14 protein-coding genes are annotated in these 17529 nt (G+C 69.4%); 8 read left to right on the plus strand and 6 right to left on the minus strand.

Annotated features, from left to right (window positions below; all coding sequences use genetic code 11):
* Positions 1–38: 38 nt before the first annotated feature.
* Entirely contained in the window at positions 39–896 is an 858-nt protein-coding gene (locus ABVF28_RS06850) for an SDR family oxidoreductase (RefSeq protein WP_371029937.1), read from the minus strand.
* Positions 897–1153: 257 nt separating this feature from the next.
* Between ABVF28_RS06850 and fdhA the strand changes: the two genes are divergently transcribed.
* The 3 genes from fdhA (at position 1154) to ABVF28_RS06865 (ending at position 3647) form a co-directional block, all read left to right on the plus strand.
* Positions 1154–2368: a formaldehyde dehydrogenase, glutathione-independent gene (gene fdhA, locus ABVF28_RS06855; RefSeq protein ID WP_104313265.1), complete on the plus strand. Its 1215-nt coding sequence runs from the start codon at positions 1154–1156 to the stop codon at positions 2366–2368.
* Positions 2369–2565: 197 nt separating this feature from the next.
* Positions 2566–3384: an alpha/beta fold hydrolase gene (locus ABVF28_RS06860; protein WP_371029938.1), complete on the plus strand. Its 819-nt coding sequence runs from the start codon at positions 2566–2568 to the stop codon at positions 3382–3384.
* The gene (locus ABVF28_RS06865; protein ID WP_371029939.1) at positions 3381–3647 is read left to right on the plus strand and encodes a DUF3253 domain-containing protein; all 267 of its coding nucleotides are present in this window, start codon (positions 3381–3383) and stop codon (positions 3645–3647) included. The genes ABVF28_RS06860 and ABVF28_RS06865 overlap by 4 nt, the downstream gene beginning before the upstream one ends.
* A gap of 50 nt (positions 3648–3697) precedes the next feature.
* Here the strand turns inward: ABVF28_RS06865 and ABVF28_RS06870 are convergent, their stop codons facing one another.
* From ABVF28_RS06870 to ABVF28_RS06880, 3 genes are all read right to left on the minus strand, one after another.
* Complete coding sequence (locus ABVF28_RS06870; RefSeq protein ID WP_371029940.1) at positions 3698–4327, minus strand: hypothetical protein; 630 nt, start codon at positions 4325–4327, stop codon at positions 3698–3700.
* Between the two features lie 249 nt (positions 4328–4576).
* Entirely contained in the window at positions 4577–6850 is a 2274-nt protein-coding gene (locus ABVF28_RS06875; protein WP_371030023.1) for an FdhF/YdeP family oxidoreductase, read from the minus strand.
* Positions 6851–7063: 213 nt separating this feature from the next.
* Positions 7064–9214, minus strand: a complete 2151-nt coding sequence (locus tag ABVF28_RS06880) for a heavy metal translocating P-type ATPase (RefSeq protein WP_371029941.1) — start codon at positions 9212–9214, stop codon at positions 7064–7066.
* A 132-nt stretch (positions 9215–9346) separates the two neighbouring features.
* Here ABVF28_RS06880 and ABVF28_RS06885 point away from each other — a divergent pair, with 132 nt between their 5' ends.
* From ABVF28_RS06885 to ABVF28_RS06905, 5 genes are all read left to right on the plus strand, one after another.
* Entirely contained in the window at positions 9347–10210 is an 864-nt protein-coding gene (locus tag ABVF28_RS06885) for a MerR family DNA-binding transcriptional regulator (RefSeq protein ID WP_371029942.1), read from the plus strand.
* A gap of 74 nt (positions 10211–10284) precedes the next feature.
* Positions 10285–10992 carry a FadR/GntR family transcriptional regulator gene (locus tag ABVF28_RS06890; protein ID WP_211891347.1) on the plus strand — a complete coding sequence of 236 codons (708 nt, stop codon included), beginning with the start codon at positions 10285–10287 and terminating at the stop codon, positions 10990–10992.
* Positions 10993–11125: 133 nt separating this feature from the next.
* Positions 11126–12616 carry a four-carbon acid sugar kinase family protein gene (locus ABVF28_RS06895; protein ID WP_371030024.1) on the plus strand — a complete coding sequence of 497 codons (1491 nt, stop codon included), beginning with the start codon at positions 11126–11128 and terminating at the stop codon, positions 12614–12616.
* A 47-nt stretch (positions 12617–12663) separates the two neighbouring features.
* A complete protein-coding gene (locus ABVF28_RS06900) occupies positions 12664–13563 on the plus strand; it encodes an NAD(P)-dependent oxidoreductase (RefSeq protein WP_179555592.1) in 900 nt (299 codons plus the stop codon).
* Between the two features lie 67 nt (positions 13564–13630).
* Positions 13631–15091 (plus strand): GntP family transporter, encoded by a 1461-nt coding sequence (locus ABVF28_RS06905; RefSeq protein ID WP_371029943.1) that lies wholly within the window; start codon positions 13631–13633, stop codon positions 15089–15091.
* Between the two features lie 317 nt (positions 15092–15408).
* Here the strand turns inward: ABVF28_RS06905 and ABVF28_RS06910 are convergent, their stop codons facing one another.
* Entirely contained in the window at positions 15409–16605 is a 1197-nt protein-coding gene (locus tag ABVF28_RS06910) for an MFS transporter (RefSeq protein ID WP_371029944.1), read from the minus strand.
* 174 nt (positions 16606–16779) lie between these two features.
* Positions 16780–17499 (minus strand): VTT domain-containing protein, encoded by a 720-nt coding sequence (locus tag ABVF28_RS06915; protein WP_308807226.1) that lies wholly within the window; start codon positions 17497–17499, stop codon positions 16780–16782.
* Positions 17500–17529: the final 30 nt, after the last annotated feature.

Consider the following 17529-nt stretch of genomic DNA (forward strand, 5'->3'; position numbering starts at 1 on the left):
CAGGTCGCGGCGGCACGCTGCGCGCCGAGCTCGCGGCGCTACGCGGTCAGGGTGCGGAGCGTCTCGGCGAGGGTGGTCGTCGGTCGCCCGGAGACGCGGGAGAGGTCGCCGGTCGTGAGGCCGAGGGCGCCGTCGCGGATGTTGGCGTCGAGCCCGGTGATGAAGCCGATCGTGTCTTCGTCGACGGCGTTCGAGGTGAGGGCCGCCGCGTGCTCCTCCGTGGTGAGTGCGCGGTACTCGACGTCGCGGCCGATGGCGTCGGCGAGGGTCTTCGCGAACTCGTCGAAGTCCCAGGCCTTGTCGCCGGAGAACTCGTAGACCTTGCCGTCGTGGCCGTCCTCGAGGGCGAGCGCGGCGATGCCCGACGCGTAGTCGGCGCGCGACGCGCTCGCGACGCGGCCCCTGCCGGCGCTGTTCGCGATGACGCCCGTGGTCTCGCCCTGGGCGATCTCGGCGATGTAGTTCTCGGTGTACCAGCCGTTGCGGGCGACGGTGTACGTCAGGCCTGATTCGCGGATGAGGGACTCGGTGGCGACGTGCTCCGGGGCGAGGATGAGGGCGTCGGGGTCGCCGCCGAGGACGCTCGTGTAGATGATCCGGGCCGCGCCTGCGTCTTTCGCCGCGTCGATGATCGTCTCGTGCTGGGCGACCCGGGTCCCGACCTCGTTGCCGGAGATGAGCACCACGGTGTCGCCGGCGCTGATTGCCTCTGCGGCTGTCTCGGGGCGGGCGTAGTCGATGACGGCAGTGCGGACGCCCTTCGAGGCGAGCTGCTCGAGGCGCTCCACGTTGCGCCCGCCCGCGACGATGTCGGCGGGAGCAGCACCTCGTTCGAGGAGGCTGTCGATGACGAGGGTGCCGAGCTGTCCAGTGGCGCCGGTGATGACAATTGCCATGATGTGCTGTTCCTTCCAAGGGGGTGCTTGCAGCTACAACAACCACGGGATCGTCGCGGCTATTCCGGATGGACCAGTGGAAAGGTCGCGGTCGGTCACCCGGACACGCGCCTGTGCATCCACCCCTCATCCGCCCCTGATCCTGGCGTGGCGTGGGGGCGGACCATAGCCTCGAAACACTGCGTAACAGAGACGTTCGCAGGGCTGCGCGTTCGCGCGCACCGCACGCAGCATCCGCTCAACTCAAAGGAGAGATCATGGCGAGCAACAGAGCTGTCGCGTACAAGGGGCCGAACGAGGTCGAGGTCATCGACATCCCGTACCCCGAGTTCGAGCTGAAGGACGGGCCGGGCGTGAACCCGGCGAACGTGGGTCGGCAGGTGCGGCACGGCGCCATCCTTCGCACGGTGACCACGAACATCTGCGGTTCCGATCAGCACATGGTGCGCGGCCGCACCACTGCCCCGGTCGATCTCGTGCTCGGGCATGAGATCACGGGCGAGGTCATCGAGGTCGGGCCGGACGTCGAGTTCATCAAGGTCGGTGACATCGTCTCGGTGCCGTTCAACATCGCCTGCGGGCGCTGTCGCAACTGCAAGGCGGGCAAGACGGGCATCTGCCTCAACGTCAATCCCGACCGTCCGGGCAGCGCGTACGGCTACGTCGACATGGGCGGCTGGGTCGGCGGGCAGGCTGAGTACGTGCTCGTGCCGTACGCCGACTGGAACCTCCTCAAGTTCCCCGACCGGGACCAGGCGCTCGAGAAGATCCTCGACCTGACGATGCTCTCCGACATCTTCCCGACCGGGTTCCACGGTGCATACACCGCGGGTGTCGGACCAGGGTCGACCGTCTACATCGCGGGTGCTGGGCCCGTCGGCCTCGCGGCCGCGGTGAGCGCCCAGCTGCTGGGCGCAGCGTGCGTCATCGTCGGCGACCTCAACGAGGACCGTCTGGCGCAGGCGAGATCCTTCGGCTGCGAGACGGTCGATGTCTCGAAGGGCGACCCGGGCGAGCAGATCGAGCAGATCCTGGGCGTGCCGGAGGTCGAGTGCGGTGTGGATGCGGTGGGCTTCGAGGCCCGCGGGCACGGCTCGGACGCGGGGCACGAGGCGCCCGCGACGGTGCTCAACTCGCTGATGACCGTGACGGAGGCCGGCGGAGCGCTCGGCATCCCCGGGCTCTACGTGACGGGCGACCCGGGTGGCGTCGACGATGCCGCGAAGGTCGGCTCGCTGTCGATCCGTCTCGGCCTCGGCTGGGCGAAGTCGCTGTCGTTCACGACGGGCCAGTGCCCGGTCATGAAGTACAACCGCCAGCTCATGCAGGCGATCCTCTTCGACAAGGTGAAGATCGCGGATGCAGTGCAGGCGACCCCCATCACGCTCGACGAGGCGCCGAAGGGCTACGCGGACTTCGATGCAGGCGCACCGAAGAAGTACGTGCTCAACCCGAATGGCTATGTGAAGTAGCTCTGCGCGGGGGACAATAGACCGCGACAGAGCGTGGATGGCGCCGAGCCTCGCGCTGCAGGGATGGACTGCAGTGCGGGGCTCGACGTATTCGTCGGGGGCTTTCGCCTGGTTTTGTCGGTGGCCGGGTGCAGACTGTCGTCGTAGTCGAGTGCGGGCACCGAGGCCGGTACTTGCGGGCGCAGGGGAGCAGGAACATGGTTGCAGCAGAACAGAACGACTTGGGTGGGGTGCGCGTCGACCGCGAGGTCGCCACCTCCGCCGACGGGACCCGCATCGCGTACGAGATCCGCGGGGAGGGGCCTGTGGTGGTCATCGTCAATGGCGCCTTCTCGACGGCTCGCGATGTGACGGAGTTCGCGATGGCGCTCGTCCGGGCGGGATTCGCGGCTGTCTCCTACGACCGTCGCGCTCGCGGGGACAGCGGCGACACGAAACCCTCGGCGCCAGAGCGCGAAGCTGAAGACCTGGCGGCCGTCATCGACGCGGTCGGCGGTCGGGTGAGCGTCATCGGGCATTCCTCTGGTGCCGTGCTCGCGCTCCTCGCCGCGTCGCTGGGCGTGCCCGTGCGGCATCTCTTCCTTTCCGAGCCTCCGTTCCGCTTCGGACATCACGAGCCCGCCGCTGACCTCGCGGAGCGCCTGCAGCGGCTCGTCGACGATGGCGACGAGGCGACGGCCGTCTCCACCTTCCAGCTCGAAGGCGTGGGCCTTGACCCTGCCCTCGTGGAGCAGATCAAGCAGAGCCCGATCTTCCCTGGGCTCGTGCCGCTCGCGCAGTCGACCGTCTACGACGCGCAGCTCGTGCGACAGGTGTCGACGCCCACGGAGGCGATGGCCGTGCAGGTGCCCGTGACGATCGTCGTGGGCGGCGACACGTTCCCGTTCCTCGCGAGCGCAGCGAAGCGGCTTGCCGAGACCCTGCCTGGGTCGGAGCTCGTCGAGGTCGCCGAGTCGGTTGGCCACCGCGTGCATCCCGAAGCGACGGCGAAGGTGCTGGCGGAGCGGCTGCTGTGAGCGCGGCGGGCGGCCCCGATCGCGCAGGAGGCGAGCTCGAGCGGGTGATTCTCGATCTCCTTGACAAGCGCGCCGAAGGGGCCACGATCTGCCCATCGGAGGCGGCCCGAATCGTCGGCGGCGACGAGTGGCGAGATGAGATGGAGGCGGCGAGGGCCGCCGCGAGGCGACTCGTCGAGTCGGGCGAGGTCGACATCACCCAGGGTGGTGAGGTGGTCGACGGCGCAACGGCCGAGGGGCCGATCCGCATCCGCCGCCGCTGAAGCATCCACACCGGCCGACGCATCCACACTGGCCGAACCATCCCCGCTGCTCAGTCCCAGTAGGTGACCGTGCGGTACACGATCATCATCTCGCCGGCGGAATCGACGGAGATGAAGAGCATCGGGAACGTCCAGAACTCCGCGTCGAGCGGTTCGACGTCGACGCGGGTGCACGCGTAGGTGTCGTCGATCACGGTGAAGGCGTCGCTCAGGGTCTGCTGGATGCGGTCGTCGTCACGATGCACGCAGGTCACCGGCGACCCCGCGTACTGGGTCAAGGCGTCACGGATGTCGCTGTTGTTCTGGATCTGCGACACGATCTCGGGGTCGCCTGACTTGTCGGCCACCGTCACCCAGTCGCCCTCATCCACTGCGGTGAAGAACATCTCCGCGACGCTCTCTGCACCCTCGATGCTTCCGTCCGGGTCGAAGACGTCTGAGCTGGTCTCCGACGAGCCGTCCGTTCCTGTGTCGCTGCTGTCTGTGTCGCCGTCGGCGGTCTCGGCTGGGGCGGCCGTCTCGGTCACCGTGACCGTCTCGGTCACGGCCGGCGGAGCCGAGGTGGCAGGTGGTGCTGGAACTTGGTAGCCCGCGAGCACCAACGCCCCCGCCGTGGCGGCGAGCACAGAGAAGACCCTGCGCGGGGTCAGTCCTGGATTGGATTCCTGTCGAGTGGACATGATCGTCCTCCTCTCATGGCGCGGACCCGAATCTCGGGTCCCGCGTTCAGAGGACGGAGGAGGGCCAGAAGTGTCCGGGCGCCCCTCCGCCCGATCTTTCGTACACTAAGGAATCGGCTTGACTCCGCCCCGAAAGCGTAGTCACGGACCGGTCCCGTTCGTCTGGCAGCTCTCTGAGCATGTGAAGTGGGAGTCGAGGTTCAGGCCTGCCTTCGGAGGGCTCGGGGCAAGTTCGGGGCTCGCGTGCTCCTAGGAGGGGAGCTTCTCCAGGCGCACCACAACCGACTTCGACGTCGGCGTGTTGCTGACGTCGGCGGTCGAGTCGAGCGGCACGAGCACGTTCGTCTCGGGGTAGTACGCGGCGACGCAGCCGCGGGGCGTCGAGTAGACCACGATGCGGTGGCGGTCGCTCCGGCGCTCCTCGACAGTGCCGTCGCGGCCCGGCCACTCCGAGACGATGTCGACGTGGTCCCCGTCCGCGAGGCCCTGGTCGCGCGCATCCGCCTCGTTGACGAACACGACGCGCCGCGCGCTCTTCACGCCCCGGTACCGGTCGTCCTTGCCGTAGATGGTGGTGTTGAACTGGTCGTGCGAGCGCAGCGTCTGCAGCAGGAGGCGACCCTCCGGCACCTTCGGGTACTCGAGCTCGTTCACGGTGAACTTCGCCGTGCCGCCGATGTTCGAGAAGTCGCGGCCGTCGCGCGGGCCGTTCGGCAGGATGAACCCGCCCGGCTCGTCGAGCTTGGCTTCGAAGTCCTCGAAGCCCGGGATGACACGGGAGATGGACGATCGCACGTTCGCGTAGTCGGCGCGCAGCTCGGCCCAGTTCACCTGCGGCACGTTCGGCCGCGATCGGGTGAGGACCCGCTCGGCGAGCATCGTCACGATGGCGACCTCGCTCAGCAGCTCATCGCTGGCCGGCTCGAGGCGTCCGCGCGAGGCGTGGACCGCGCTCATGGAGTCCTCGACGGTGACGCGCTGCGTGCCGCCCGCCTGTCGGTCGCGTTCGGTGCGGCCGAGGGTGGGGAGGATGAGGGCCCGGCGTCCCGTCGCGACGTGCGAGCGGTTGAGTTTGGTCGACACCTGGACGGTGAGTGCGAGCGACTCCATGGCGGCCTCGGTCACGGCCGTGTCCGGCGTCGCGCGGGAGAAGTTGCCGCCCATCGCCATGAAGACGCGGGCCTTGCCGTCGCGCATGGCGCGAATCGCCTCGACCGTGTCGTAGCCGTGCTTGCGGGGGGAGGCGAACGAGAACTCGGCGTCGAGGTTGTCGTGGAACGACTCGGGCATCTTCTCGAAGATGCCCATCGTGCGGTCGCCCTGCACGTTGGAGTGCCCGCGCACGGGGCAGACGCCCGCACCCGGCTTTCCGATGTTGCCCTGCAGGAGGAGCAGGTTGACGCAGTCGCGCAGAGTCGGCACGGAGTGCTTGTGCTGTGTGAGGCCCATGGCCCAGCAGACGATCGTCGACTTCGAGGCGAGCAGCATCTTGCCGGCCTCGCGGATCTCGGCCTCGGTGAGGCCCGTCGCGGTCTCGATCTCCGCCCAGTCGAGCCGCCGGAGCGACTCGAGGTACGCATCCACCCCCTCCGTCTTGGCGGCGATGAACTCGGCGTCGAGCACGGTGCCAGGGTTCGCCTCCTCGGCGTCGAGCAGGATGCGCCCCAGCGCCTGGAAGAGCGCCTGGTCGCCGCCGAGCTTGATCTGCAGGAACAGGTCGTTCAGGGCGGTGCCGCCGAGCACCATGCCGCGTACGGTCTGCGGGTTCTCGTACCGCATGAGCGCCGCTTCCGGCAGCGGGTTCACGGCGATGATCTTGCCGCCGTTGATCTTCGCCTTCTCGAGCGCGGTCAGCATGCGGGGGTGGTTGGTGCCGGGGTTCTGGCCGGCGATGATGATGAGGTCGGCCTCGTGGATGTCCTCGAGGCTCACGGAGCCCTTGCCGATGCCGAGGGTCTCGCCGAGGGCCGAGCCGCTCGACTCGTGGCACATGTTCGAGCAGTCTGGCAGGTTGTTGGTGCCGAGTCCGCGCACGAACAGCTGGTAGACGAACGCGGCCTCGTTGGACGTGCGGCCCGAGGTGTAGAAGATGGCCTCGTCCGGGCTCGACATCTGGGCGAACTCGTGGGCGATGATGTCGAACGCCTCGTCCCAGCTGACGGCGCGGTAGTGCGTGCCGCCCTCGTCGAGCAGCATGGGGTGTGTCAGGCGGCCCTGCTGGCCGAGCGAGTAGTCGTCCCACGTGCGCAGCTCCTCGACGGAGTGCTCGGCGAAGAAGCTCGGCGGGATGCGCCGCTTCGTGGCCTCCTCGGCGACGGCCTTCGCGCCGTTCTCGCAGAACTCGGCGGGGCTGCGGTGCTTGCCCTCCGGCCACGCGCATCCGGGGCAGTCGAAGCCGTCTTTCTGGTTGATGCGCAGCAGGGTGCGGGCCGTGCGCGTCGGGCCCATCTGCGCCGTCGTGACCTTGAGCGAGTTGAGCACGGCGGGGATGCCGACGGCTGTGATCTTCGGCTCCGAGAACATGGCGGCGGTCTCGTCGATGTTCTCCACGATGCGCGCGGCGCCGTCGACGGGCTTCGCGTGCTTCTCTGGATGCTTCGGTTCGGGCATCGTTGCTCCTCCCGGGGAATGCGGTCAGTCTACGCGGGGGGGGACTGATGTCGATCGCTGCCGGCGTTCCCAACCGCTGCGGGCTCGCAGGCGGTTGGGGACACAGGCAGCGACCACCCAGTGCAGCTACTTCACGAGCGCGCTCGAACTGGGGGAGAGGTCCACGCGGCGCAGCAGCTGCGCGTTGAGGGCGACGACGATCGTGGAGAGCGACATGAGCACGGCGCCGATCGACATGGGCAGGATGAACCCGACGGGCGCGAGGATGCCCGCCGCGAGTGGCACGGACAGCAGGTTGTAGCCGGCCGCCCACCAGAGGTTCTGCGTCATCTTGCGGTAGCTCGCTCGCGACAGCTTGATGACGGAGAGCACGGAGCGGGGGTCATCGCTCGCGAGGATCACCCCGGCGGACGCGATCGCCACGTCCGTGCCAGCCCCGATGGCGATGCCGACGTCGGCGCGCGCCAGTGCTGGGGCGTCGTTCACGCCGTCACCCACCATCGCGACCTTCTTGCCCTCGGCCTGCAGCTCGGCGACCTTCGCCGACTTGTCCTCGGGCCGCACGCCGGCGTAGATGCGGTCGACGCCGAGCTCCTCGCCGACGCTTCGGGCCACGGCTTCGGCGTCACCCGTGATCAGGACGACCTCGATGCCCAGGCGGTGGAGCGCATCCACGGCCTCGCGCGACTCGGGGCGGATCTCGTCGGCGAGCTTGAGGGCGCCCACGACCGCGCCGTCTCGCACGACGTGCAGGATGATCGCCCCGTCCTCGCGCCACGCATCCGCTTCGCCGATCTCGGATGCGCCGAGCGCCTCGAGGAGGCGTGGCCCGCCAACACGAACCTCGCGACCGTCGACGGTCGCCGTGACGCCCACCGCCGGTGATGAGCTGAAGTTCGACGCCGCCGGCACGGTGAGGCCGCGCTCGGCCGCCGCGCGGACGATGGCCTTGGCAAGCGGATGCTCGCTGTCGGTTTCCGCGGAAGCCGCGATCGCGAGTATCTCGTCGGCCGTGAGGGCGCTTGCGGAGCTGCCTGCGATCGCGATCTCGGTGAGCGTCGGCTCGCCCTTCGTGAGGGTGCCGGTCTTGTCGAAGAGGACCGCGTCGACGGTGCGGGTGCTCTCGAGCGCGAGGCGGTCCTTGATGAGGACGCCGCTGCGCGCCGCCTTCTCTGTGGCGATCGACACGACGAGCGGGATCGCGAGGCCCAGTGCGTGGGGGCAGGCGATGACGAGGACGGTGATGGTTCGCATGACGGCGGCGTCAGGGTTGCCGACGAGCGTCCAGACGATGGCCGTGATGGCGGCTGCACCGAGGGCGAACCAGAACAGCCAGGCGGCGGCCCGATCGGCGATCCGCTGCGCTCGGGATGTCGAGTTCTGTGCTTCGGTGACGAGCCGCTGGATGCCGGCGAGGGTCGTGTTGTCGCCAGTCGCGGTCACCTGGATGCGCAGACCGGAGTCGGTCGCGACAGTCCCGGCCGTGACGGTGTCGCCGACGCCGCGGGACACCGGGCGCGACTCGCCGGTGACCATCGCCTCGTCGATCTCGGCCCTGCCCTCCGTGATCCTGCCGTCCGCCGGCACGCTCCCACCCGGGCGAACCACGACGACGTCGCCGACGGCCAGCTCGGCGGGGGAGACCTGCACGATGCGATCGCCCTCCACGCGTTCGGCGCTATCCGGCAGCAGCGCCGCCAGGGAGTCAAGTGCCGAGGTGGTCTGCGCGAGCGAGCGCATCTCGATCCAGTGGCCGAGCAGCATGATGACGATCAGCAGCGCGAGCTCCCACCAGAACTCGAGGTCGTGGTGCAGGAGGCCGAGGCTCGCACCCCACGATGCGGCGAACGCGACGGTGATCGCGAGCGCGATGAGCAGCATCATGCCGGGCTTGCGTGCCCTGAGCTCACTGATCGCGCCGGTCAGGAACGGGCGCCCGCCCCAGACGTACATCACGGTGCCGAGGATGGGCGCGATGAAGGCCGCGCCGGGAAAGTCGGGGATCTCGTAGCCGACGAGCATCGCGAACATGCTCGAGAAGCCGACCACTGGTACGGCGATGACGAAGTTGATCCAGAACAGGCGCCGGAACTGGGCGACGTGATCCGCGCCGTGGCCGGCGTGGCCGGCATGCCCTGCCGAGTCCCCGTGCCCCGCGTGGGTGTGCGCTTCGTCCTCGTACCCCGCGTGGGTGTGCTCATGCTCGTGCTCGGAAGGCTGGCCGTGCGTGGTCGCCTGGCCCGGCTTGTGGGTGTGCGCTTCGTGCTGTGTGCTCATGGGCTTCTCCTCGGCTTGGCGACGTGGTGCGGTGTCGCGTATACCCCTTGGGGGTATAGGGGTTAACCGGCCAGCGTTCCCGTGTATTCCCGCCCTTGACCTTCCTGTTACGGGAGGCGGCAGGCTTGAGTCATGCTCACCATCGGAGAATTCGCGAACACGACCGGCATCAGCGTGAAGGCGCTGCGTCACTACGACGAGACGAAGGCGCTTGTCCCCTTCGAAGTGGATGCGGCGACCGGGTATCGCAGGTACGCAGAGTCGCAGGTGCGCGACGGCGCCCTGCTGCAGGCGCTGCGGGCAGCCGGCGTTCCCTTGCCTGCCGCCGCGGGGGCTCTTCGAGACGGCGACGTGGCCGACGTGCTGCGTCGCCACCGGGTGAATGTGCTGCAGCAGCGTGATGCCGAGGATGCGGCCATGACGGCTGCGGATGCAGTGCTCGCGGCATTCGCGCGCCCGGTCGTCGTCGAGGAGCGGCGACTCGGGGCCACTCCTTTCGTGGCGCGCGTGATTCAGCTGACCGCCGACCTGGACGGAGCAGGCGTGGATGGCGCTGGCAGGGAAGGAGCCGCGCCGACTGATGAGGACGCGAATCGAGCCTTCGCGGACCTGTATCAGCACTGCGTCGAGGCCGGTCTCGAGCCCGGGCCAGCGTTCTGGACGTCCTTGCGGGAGGCCCCCGGCAGCCCGGCGAGGGCACCCGAACTGCAGATGCTGCTCTGCTGGCCGGTCGTGCGCCTTCCGAAACCCGACGATGCGTCGTGGGCCGACGAGCGCATCCTCGCCGACGAGCTGCCACCGCGAACCGATCTCGTCGCCGTGTGGCGGTCAGACGGCGCTGACCTGCCCGAGGGCTCCGTGCATCCGGCCGTCGTCGCCCTCTTCGACGCGCTCGCGGAGCGTGGGGTGGCGCTCAAGTCACCGGAGGTGCGCCAGCGCGTCATCGGCGAAGATGCGAACGACTTCGTCGTGGAGGTCGCCGTCACCCTGCCGTGACGCTGCCCCACCCCCACACCTCCGCCGCCCGCCGACTACCATTGCGAGTTCGGAGGTCACCACCGGAGGTCACCATGGCGAGAGCGTCGCTTGTTCAGTCGGTCAGCGACCGGCTCCTCGATGACATCATCTCGGGGGAGCTGCCGCAGGGGGCGCCGCTGCCGCGCGAGATCGACCTTGCTGAGCGGCTCGGCGTGAACCGTCTGACCCTTCGCGAGGCGCTCAAGACGCTGCAGGCGCAGGGGGTCGTGCAGCCGGTCCCCGGCACGCGCGGCCGCGTGCTGCCCATGGAGGACTGGACCGGCATCGAGCCGCTCCTGCGCGCCGCGACCTCGACGGAAGGCAAAGCGCAGGCGTCGGTGCAGCTGGTGCAGCTGCGTCGGATGATCGAGACCGGCGCGTGCGAGCTCGCGGCGCCCCTGCGCACGGAAGACGACCTCGAGCGACTCGAGGCGTACCTCGAGGAGATGCGCGCCGCATCCGCCGCCGAGGACGTGCACACGTTCGTGACGGCCGACATCGCGTTCCACGACGTGGTGCTCCGGGCCAGTGGCAACCCGTTCCTGCGCGTCCTGCTCGAGCCGCTCGGCCGCTTCCTGTACGAGCGCCGCTACGAGACCTCGGCCGTGCCGCAGGTGCAGGTGAATGCGATCCGCGAGCACGCGGGGATCCTCGAGGCGCTCCGCTCGAGTGAGCCGGCGGCGGCCCGTGCGGCGATGGAGTCGCACATGCAGCAGACGGCGGATGACCTGCAGCAGTACGTGCTCGGGCCGCAGGCCTGACCCCGAGGCGGGGCTCGCGCCCGGGTGGGCCCCTCGGTCGAGGCCGGGCATCCCGAGCTAGATATCAGATATCTCCTTGACAACACTCTTCGCCGGGCGCAAGCTATCTGATATCCGATTACAAGGGAGTTCTCTGATGGATGAAACCCGACTGCTCGAGCAGTACCCCGCCCCAGTGCGCGTCGATGCCGCGGAGGTCGCCGACCGGGTCCGCGAGTCGGGAGTGACCCTCATCGTCCTCGACGACGACCCGACGGGGACGCAGTCGGTCGCCGACCTCCCCGTCCTCACCCGCTGGGAGCAGGACGACCTCGTCTGGGCGCTCGAGCAGGGCCGCGACGCCGTCTACGTGCTCACCAACACCCGAAGCCTGGACGCGGAGTCCGCCGCCGCGCGCAACCGCGAGATCGTCACGGCGGCCCTCGCCGCCGCCGAGCGCCTCGAACGCCGCGTCGCCTTCGTGAGCCGCGGCGACAGCACGCTGCGCGGCCACTACCCGCTCGAGACCGACGTCATCGCGGCGACGCTCGAAGAGCTTGGCGGCCCAGTTCCCGACGGCGTCCTCATCGTCCCCGCCTTCCCCGACGCCGGCAGGGTCACCATCGGGGGCATCCACTACTACCGCCAGAACGGCGAGCTCGTGCCCGTCGCCGAGACGGAGTTCGCGAGGGACGCGACGTTCGGATTCCGCAGCTCGGCCCTGCCCGAGTGGGTCGAGGAGAAGACGAAGGGCCGCTGGGCGGCCGCCGACGTCACCGTGCTCTCGCTCGACATCATCCGTAGCGGGCCGGAGGCGGTCGCCGCCATGCTGCAGGACGCGCGCGACGGCCAGCCGATCGTCGTCGACGTGGTCATCGAGGACGACATCCGCATCGTCGCCCTCGGGCTCGAGCTTGCAGAGGCTGACGGCAAGCAGTTCCTGTACCGCGTGGGCCCGCCCTTCGTGCGCGCCCGCATCGGGCAGGAGATCGCCTCGCCCCTCGAACCTGCCGAGCTCACGCGCGCTCGCGCAGACGCGTCCGCCGCCGGCGGCCTCATCGTCGTCGGCTCGCACGTCGACCTCACGACCCGCCAGCTCGCGGCCCTCCACCAGGAGCACCCCGACCTCCCGACCGTCGAGCTCTCCGTCTCGGCGATCATCGACGCCGACCATCGCGAGGCGCACCTCGACGACGCCAAGGCGCGCGTCATCGAGGCGCTCGCGGTCGGGGACGTCATCCTCCACACGAGCCGCGAGCTCGTGAAGACCGACGATGCGGATGCGTCGCTCGCCATCTCGAGGAACGTCTCGGCCGCCGTCTGCGAGGTCGTCGCCCACGCGCTCCGCGAGACGCCGCCCAGCTTCGTCATCGCCAAGGGCGGCATCACCTCGAGCGACGTCGCCACCAATGGCCTCGAGATCCGCCACGCGGTTGTGCGCGGCCCCATGCTCCCGGGCATCGTCTCCCTCTGGCAGGCGGTCGGGGGACCGGCCGACGGCATCCCCTACGTCGTGTTCGCCGGCAACGTCGGCGACGAGGACTCGCTCGCGCGGGTCGTCGAGAAGTTCCACGCGAGCGCCGCGACCGGTGTCGTCCCCACGGCCGGCGCGGCAGCACCCGCATCCGCACCCGTAGCCAACTGATCAGCAACAGCGCTGAGACCTCACCACGCACTGAGAAACGAGCAACCATGACCTCCTCTTCCTACTCCGTCGCCGTCCTCGGGCTCGGCGCGATGGGCCTGCCGATGGCCACGCGCCTCAGCAGCCAGCTGACCGTCAACGGCTTCGACATCGCGCAGCCGCGCCTCGACCTCGCGGCCGCCGCGGGCATCGTGCCGCACGACTCCGCGGCCAGCGCCGTCACGGGCGTCGACGCCGTCCTCCTCGCCGTCCGCAACGGCGAGCAGCTGCACGACGTGCTGTTCGGCGCGAACGGCATCGCCGACAAGCTCGACGAAGGCGCAGTCGTCATCCTCACGAGCACGGTCGGCACCGACGGCATCGCCGAGGTCGTCACCCGCCTCGAGCAGCACTCGGTCGAGCTCGTGGATGCGCCCCTGTCGGGCGGTCCCGTCCGCGCGGGCCAGGGCGACCTCCTCATCGTCGTCGGCGCGACCCCTGCCGCCCGCGAGAAGGCGCAGCCCGTGCTCGAGCTGCTCGCATCCACGCTCACCGTCGTGGGCGACCGCCCCGGCGACGGCCAGGCGCTCAAGACCGTCAACCAGCTGCTGTGCGGCGTGCACATCGCCGCCGCCGCCGAGGCGCTCGCCCTCGCCGAGCGACTCGGCCTCGACCCCGAGAAGACGCTCGAGACGCTCGGGGCGGGTGCCGCCGGCTCGTTCATGCTCGCGAATCGCGGGCCGCGCATCCTGGAGGCCTACGACGAAGACGGCGCCGAGGTGCTCAGCCGACTCGACATCTTCGTGAAGGACATGGGCATCGTCGGCAAGGCGAGCCGCGCCGTCGGACTCCCCACGCCGGTCGCAGCAGCCGCCGAGCAGCTGTACCTCCTCGGGCAGGCGCAAGGTCTCGGCGCGGCCGACGACTCGGCCGTCATCCTCGCCCTCGCCCCGAAGACCACCGACTAGGCCCCCAGACACTCCCTCGGCGCGAGCCCCCGCTCTCGCCCCGTCGTTCTCGTCAAAGGAGACGAACTTGTCCACACTGCTGCTGCTCACCATCGGCGTCGGAGGAATCGCATTCCTCTTGCTGCTGATCATCAAACTCAAGGTGCACGCCTTCCTGGCGCTGCTCATCGTCAGCATCCTCGTCGGTCTCGCGACGGGACTGCCGCTCGTCACGATCCCCGAAACCGACCTGGAGCCGGCGAAGCTCGGCGTCATCGAATCGATCATCGCCGGCATGGGCGGAGTGCTCGGCTCGGTCGCCATCCTCGTCGCACTCGGCGCGATGCTCGGCAAGATCATCGAGATCTCCGGCGGCGCGTCGAGCCTGGCCGGCCGGTTCACGAAGATCCTCGGCCCGAAGCGCGTCGCCGGCGCACTCACCGCGGCGGCCCTCGTGCTCGCGATCCCAGTGTTCTTCGACGTCGGCTTCATCATCCTCGTGCCGATCATCTACGGCTTCTGCAAGGCGGCAGGCGTCAACCCCGTCAAGTTCGGCCTCCCCATCGGCGGCATCATGCTCGCCGTGCACGTGTCCGTACCACCGCACCCGGGCATCGTCGGCGGCTCCGGCATCCTCGGGGCCGACCTCGGCTGGGTGACCATCCTGGGGCTCGCAGTGTGCCTGCCCCTCGCCGTGGTGGCGCACTTCGTCTCCAAGTGGCTCAACCGTCGCGACATCACCATGCTGCCGAGCACCGCGGCCTCCTTCGCAGCGTTCGGGACCGAGAAGGACACCGAGTCGATCGTCGACGGAGCAGGCGCGGGGACGTCGGCGGTCGCAACCTCGACGAAGACCGGCACGGTCGCACCCCCGAGCTCGGGAATGATCATGGCGCTCATCCTGACCCCGCTGGTCATGATCGCCCTCGGCACGGTCGGAGCCACGCTGCTCCCGGCCGGCGACCCGGTCCGCAACGTGCTCGGCTTCATCGGCGCACCGCTGTTCGCTCTGCTCGTGACAGTGCTGCTCGCGAGCTTCTTCCTCGGATTCCGTCGAGGATGGAACGCAACCCGGCTGGGCGAGGTCATCGAATCGGCTCTGCCGCCCGTCGCGATCGTCATCCTCGTCTCCGGAGCCGGCGGATCGTTCGCCCGCGTGCTCACGGAGAGCGGCATCGGAACGGCGCTCAGCGAGACGCTCCTCGCGACAGGAATGCCCCTCATGCTCCTGGCGTTCCTGATCTCGCTCGCGCTGCGAGCCGCGCAGGGGTCGGCAACCGTGGCGATCCTCACGACAGCCGGGCTGCTCAGCGCGTCGGTCCTCGGAGGCGACTTCTCCACCATCCAGGTCGCGCTCCTCGCCCTCGCGATGTCCTTCGGCGCCCTCGGCCTGTCGCACGTCAACGACTCGGGCTTCTGGGTCGTCACCCGCTACCTCGGCCTCAGCGTCGCGGACGGCCTTCGCACCTGGACGGTCCTCACGACGGTGCTCGGCCTCGGCGGCTTCCTGCTCTGCTCCGTCGTCTGGCTGATCGTGGGCCTCGCGTAGCCCCACCCCACCCCACCCCACCCCACCCGCGCACGCATCCGCCGCCGCACTCGATCGCTGCTAGTCAAGTAGCCCCTCTGGCAGAGGCTGAAGGGCCACTTGGCTGGCAGCGATGGAGTCGTGCGGCGGCGATTGGGCCACTTGACTGGCAGCGACTGCCGAACGGATGCTGCGGGCGCGGGGACGGATACCGGGTGGATACCGCGGGCGCCACCACCCCGCAGCTAGGCTCGGGCCGCTGGCAGCGATTGAGGTCTGGCTCGCGTCCAGGGCCAATTGGCTGGCAGTGATCGCGCGTCGCGGCCCGCGCCGCACCCCTACGGCGCCCGCGGGCCCTTCTGCACGGGGATGACGCCGGTGCGGGCCGGCGGGTTAGGGAAGAACCAGAGGATGGCGCCGGAGAGGATCCAGATGATGGCCATGCCGGCGACGAGCCATCCGGCGTCGAACCCGGCGATGAGGCCTGCGACGGCGGCGCCGATCGCGGCGGCGGTGACGCGCAGTCCTGCGCCGATGGTGAAGACCTGGGAGCGCACGTTCGGCTTGCTCTCCTTGTCGCGCAGCAGCATCATGGCGGCGTTCGCGGGGGCCGCGAAGAGGCCGGCGATGAAGACGGCGGCGAACGTGAAGCCGACGGGGAGCGCTGGGACGGCGATGAGGAGGAACGCGCCCGTCGCGACGAAGCCCATGCCCATGACCCAGACGGGGCCGCGCGTGGTCCAGGTCCTGACGGCCATGAACAGTGCGCCGGCGAGGCCGCCGATGGCGTAGGCCGTGACGATCCAGGCGGCGGATGCCTCCGAGCCGGTGCGCTCCAGGGAGATGGCGATCGCGGCGATGCCGAGCGCGCCACCGGCGATCTGGCTGACGGTGCCCGCCGTGGTGACGATCGCGATCGGCTTGTGCCGCACGAGGTAGGTCATGCCGCGGGCGATGGTGCGGCCGAGCCCTTCGACGGTGCCCGCCTTCGGGTGCATCCGGATGCCGAACCCGGCCATCGCCCCGATGAACGCGAGGGCTGCGAGGAGCACCATCGCGAGCCGAGCGGACCCGGCGAGCGGGATCGCGAGCGCGGCCAGCGCGGGCCCGCCGACCGACGCGATCGTGTAGGACAGGGCGTCCTGCGCATACGCCTTGCGAACGGGTTCGATGTTGTCTGGCGCGAAGCTCGAGAGGCCGCCCATGTATGCGGGGGCCACGAAGCCGGCGACCGCCAGGATGAGCGCGATGACGCCGATCGGCAGGGTGCCGAGCTGCGACGCGAACAGGTACGCGGCGGCTGTGATGGCACCGCCGATGATGAGGAGCAGGCGGGGCCGGCGCATCCGGTCGAGGAGCGCGCCGACGAGCGGCGCGGCGATGACGCTCGGGAAGAGGGCGACGGCGACGAGGAACCCGCCGACCGCGACATCTCCGAGCTGTTCGACGGCGAGCAGAGGAAGAGCGACGACCGCTCCGGCGTTCGCCAGTCTGAGGGGGATCGAAGTCGACTGGTACCGCCAGATGCCACTCATCCGAGAACAGAACTCCTCACTGCAACGCCGTCAGAGACGCGGCAGACGATGCCGCGGAAGGCCAGCCTACGTCTCACTGGAGGCGTCGGTCGGCGGTGCGAAACGTGCCGCAACGCGTCGAGGCTGGGCTTGTGACGGGCGGTTCGCGCCGTCCGGTTTCCTCTCGTGCGGCGCTCAGTCGCCCAGCTTCTGGTCGAAGTCCTTCGGCGAGAGGGCGAGGGCTTCCGCCTCTTCACCGCTCAGCTGCTGAGCTTCGCGCCGCGACTTCCGTGCGTTGAGGAGGTAGTGGATGGTCGTGGGCACGACGGTCGCGAGGACGGCGAGGATCAGGATCACGTCGATGTACTCGCGGATGAAGTCGCCGAGCACGGGCACGTAGCCGAGGAGGTAACCGGCGAAGGTGAGGCCGGCCCCCCAGATGAGGGCGCCGATGAGGTTGTAGATCGTGTACTTGCGGTAGTCCATCTTGCCGACGCCGGCCGCGACGGGAGCGAATGTGCGGACGATGGGCACGAAGCGGGCGACGATGACGGCGAGGCCGCCGAAGCGCTCGAAGAAGGCATTGGTGCGTTCGACGTTCTTCATGCTGAAGAGGCCGCTCTCCTTGCGTTCGAAGATCCTCGGGCCGGCCTTGCGGCCTATCAGGTAGCCGACCTCGCCTCCGAGGAACGCGGCGAGGCCGATGGCGAGGCACACCCACCAGATGTCAAAGCCGATGCCGGGGTAGAAGGCGAGGAGGCCGGTGATGAGCAGCAGCGTGTCGCCGGGCAGCAGGAAGCCGACGAGGAGTCCGGTCTCCGAGAACACGATGAGGCAGACGACGAGCAGCGCCCAGGGACCCGCGCCGTGAATGATCGTTTCGGGGTCGAGCCAGGGGAAGAGTGTGGGAACCACGGAAGATGCATCCAGTCGCAGAATTCTTGA

It is taken from the genome of Pseudoclavibacter sp. JSM 162008 (assembly GCF_041366455.1).
Taxonomy (GTDB): domain Bacteria; phylum Actinomycetota; class Actinomycetes; order Actinomycetales; family Microbacteriaceae; genus Pseudoclavibacter.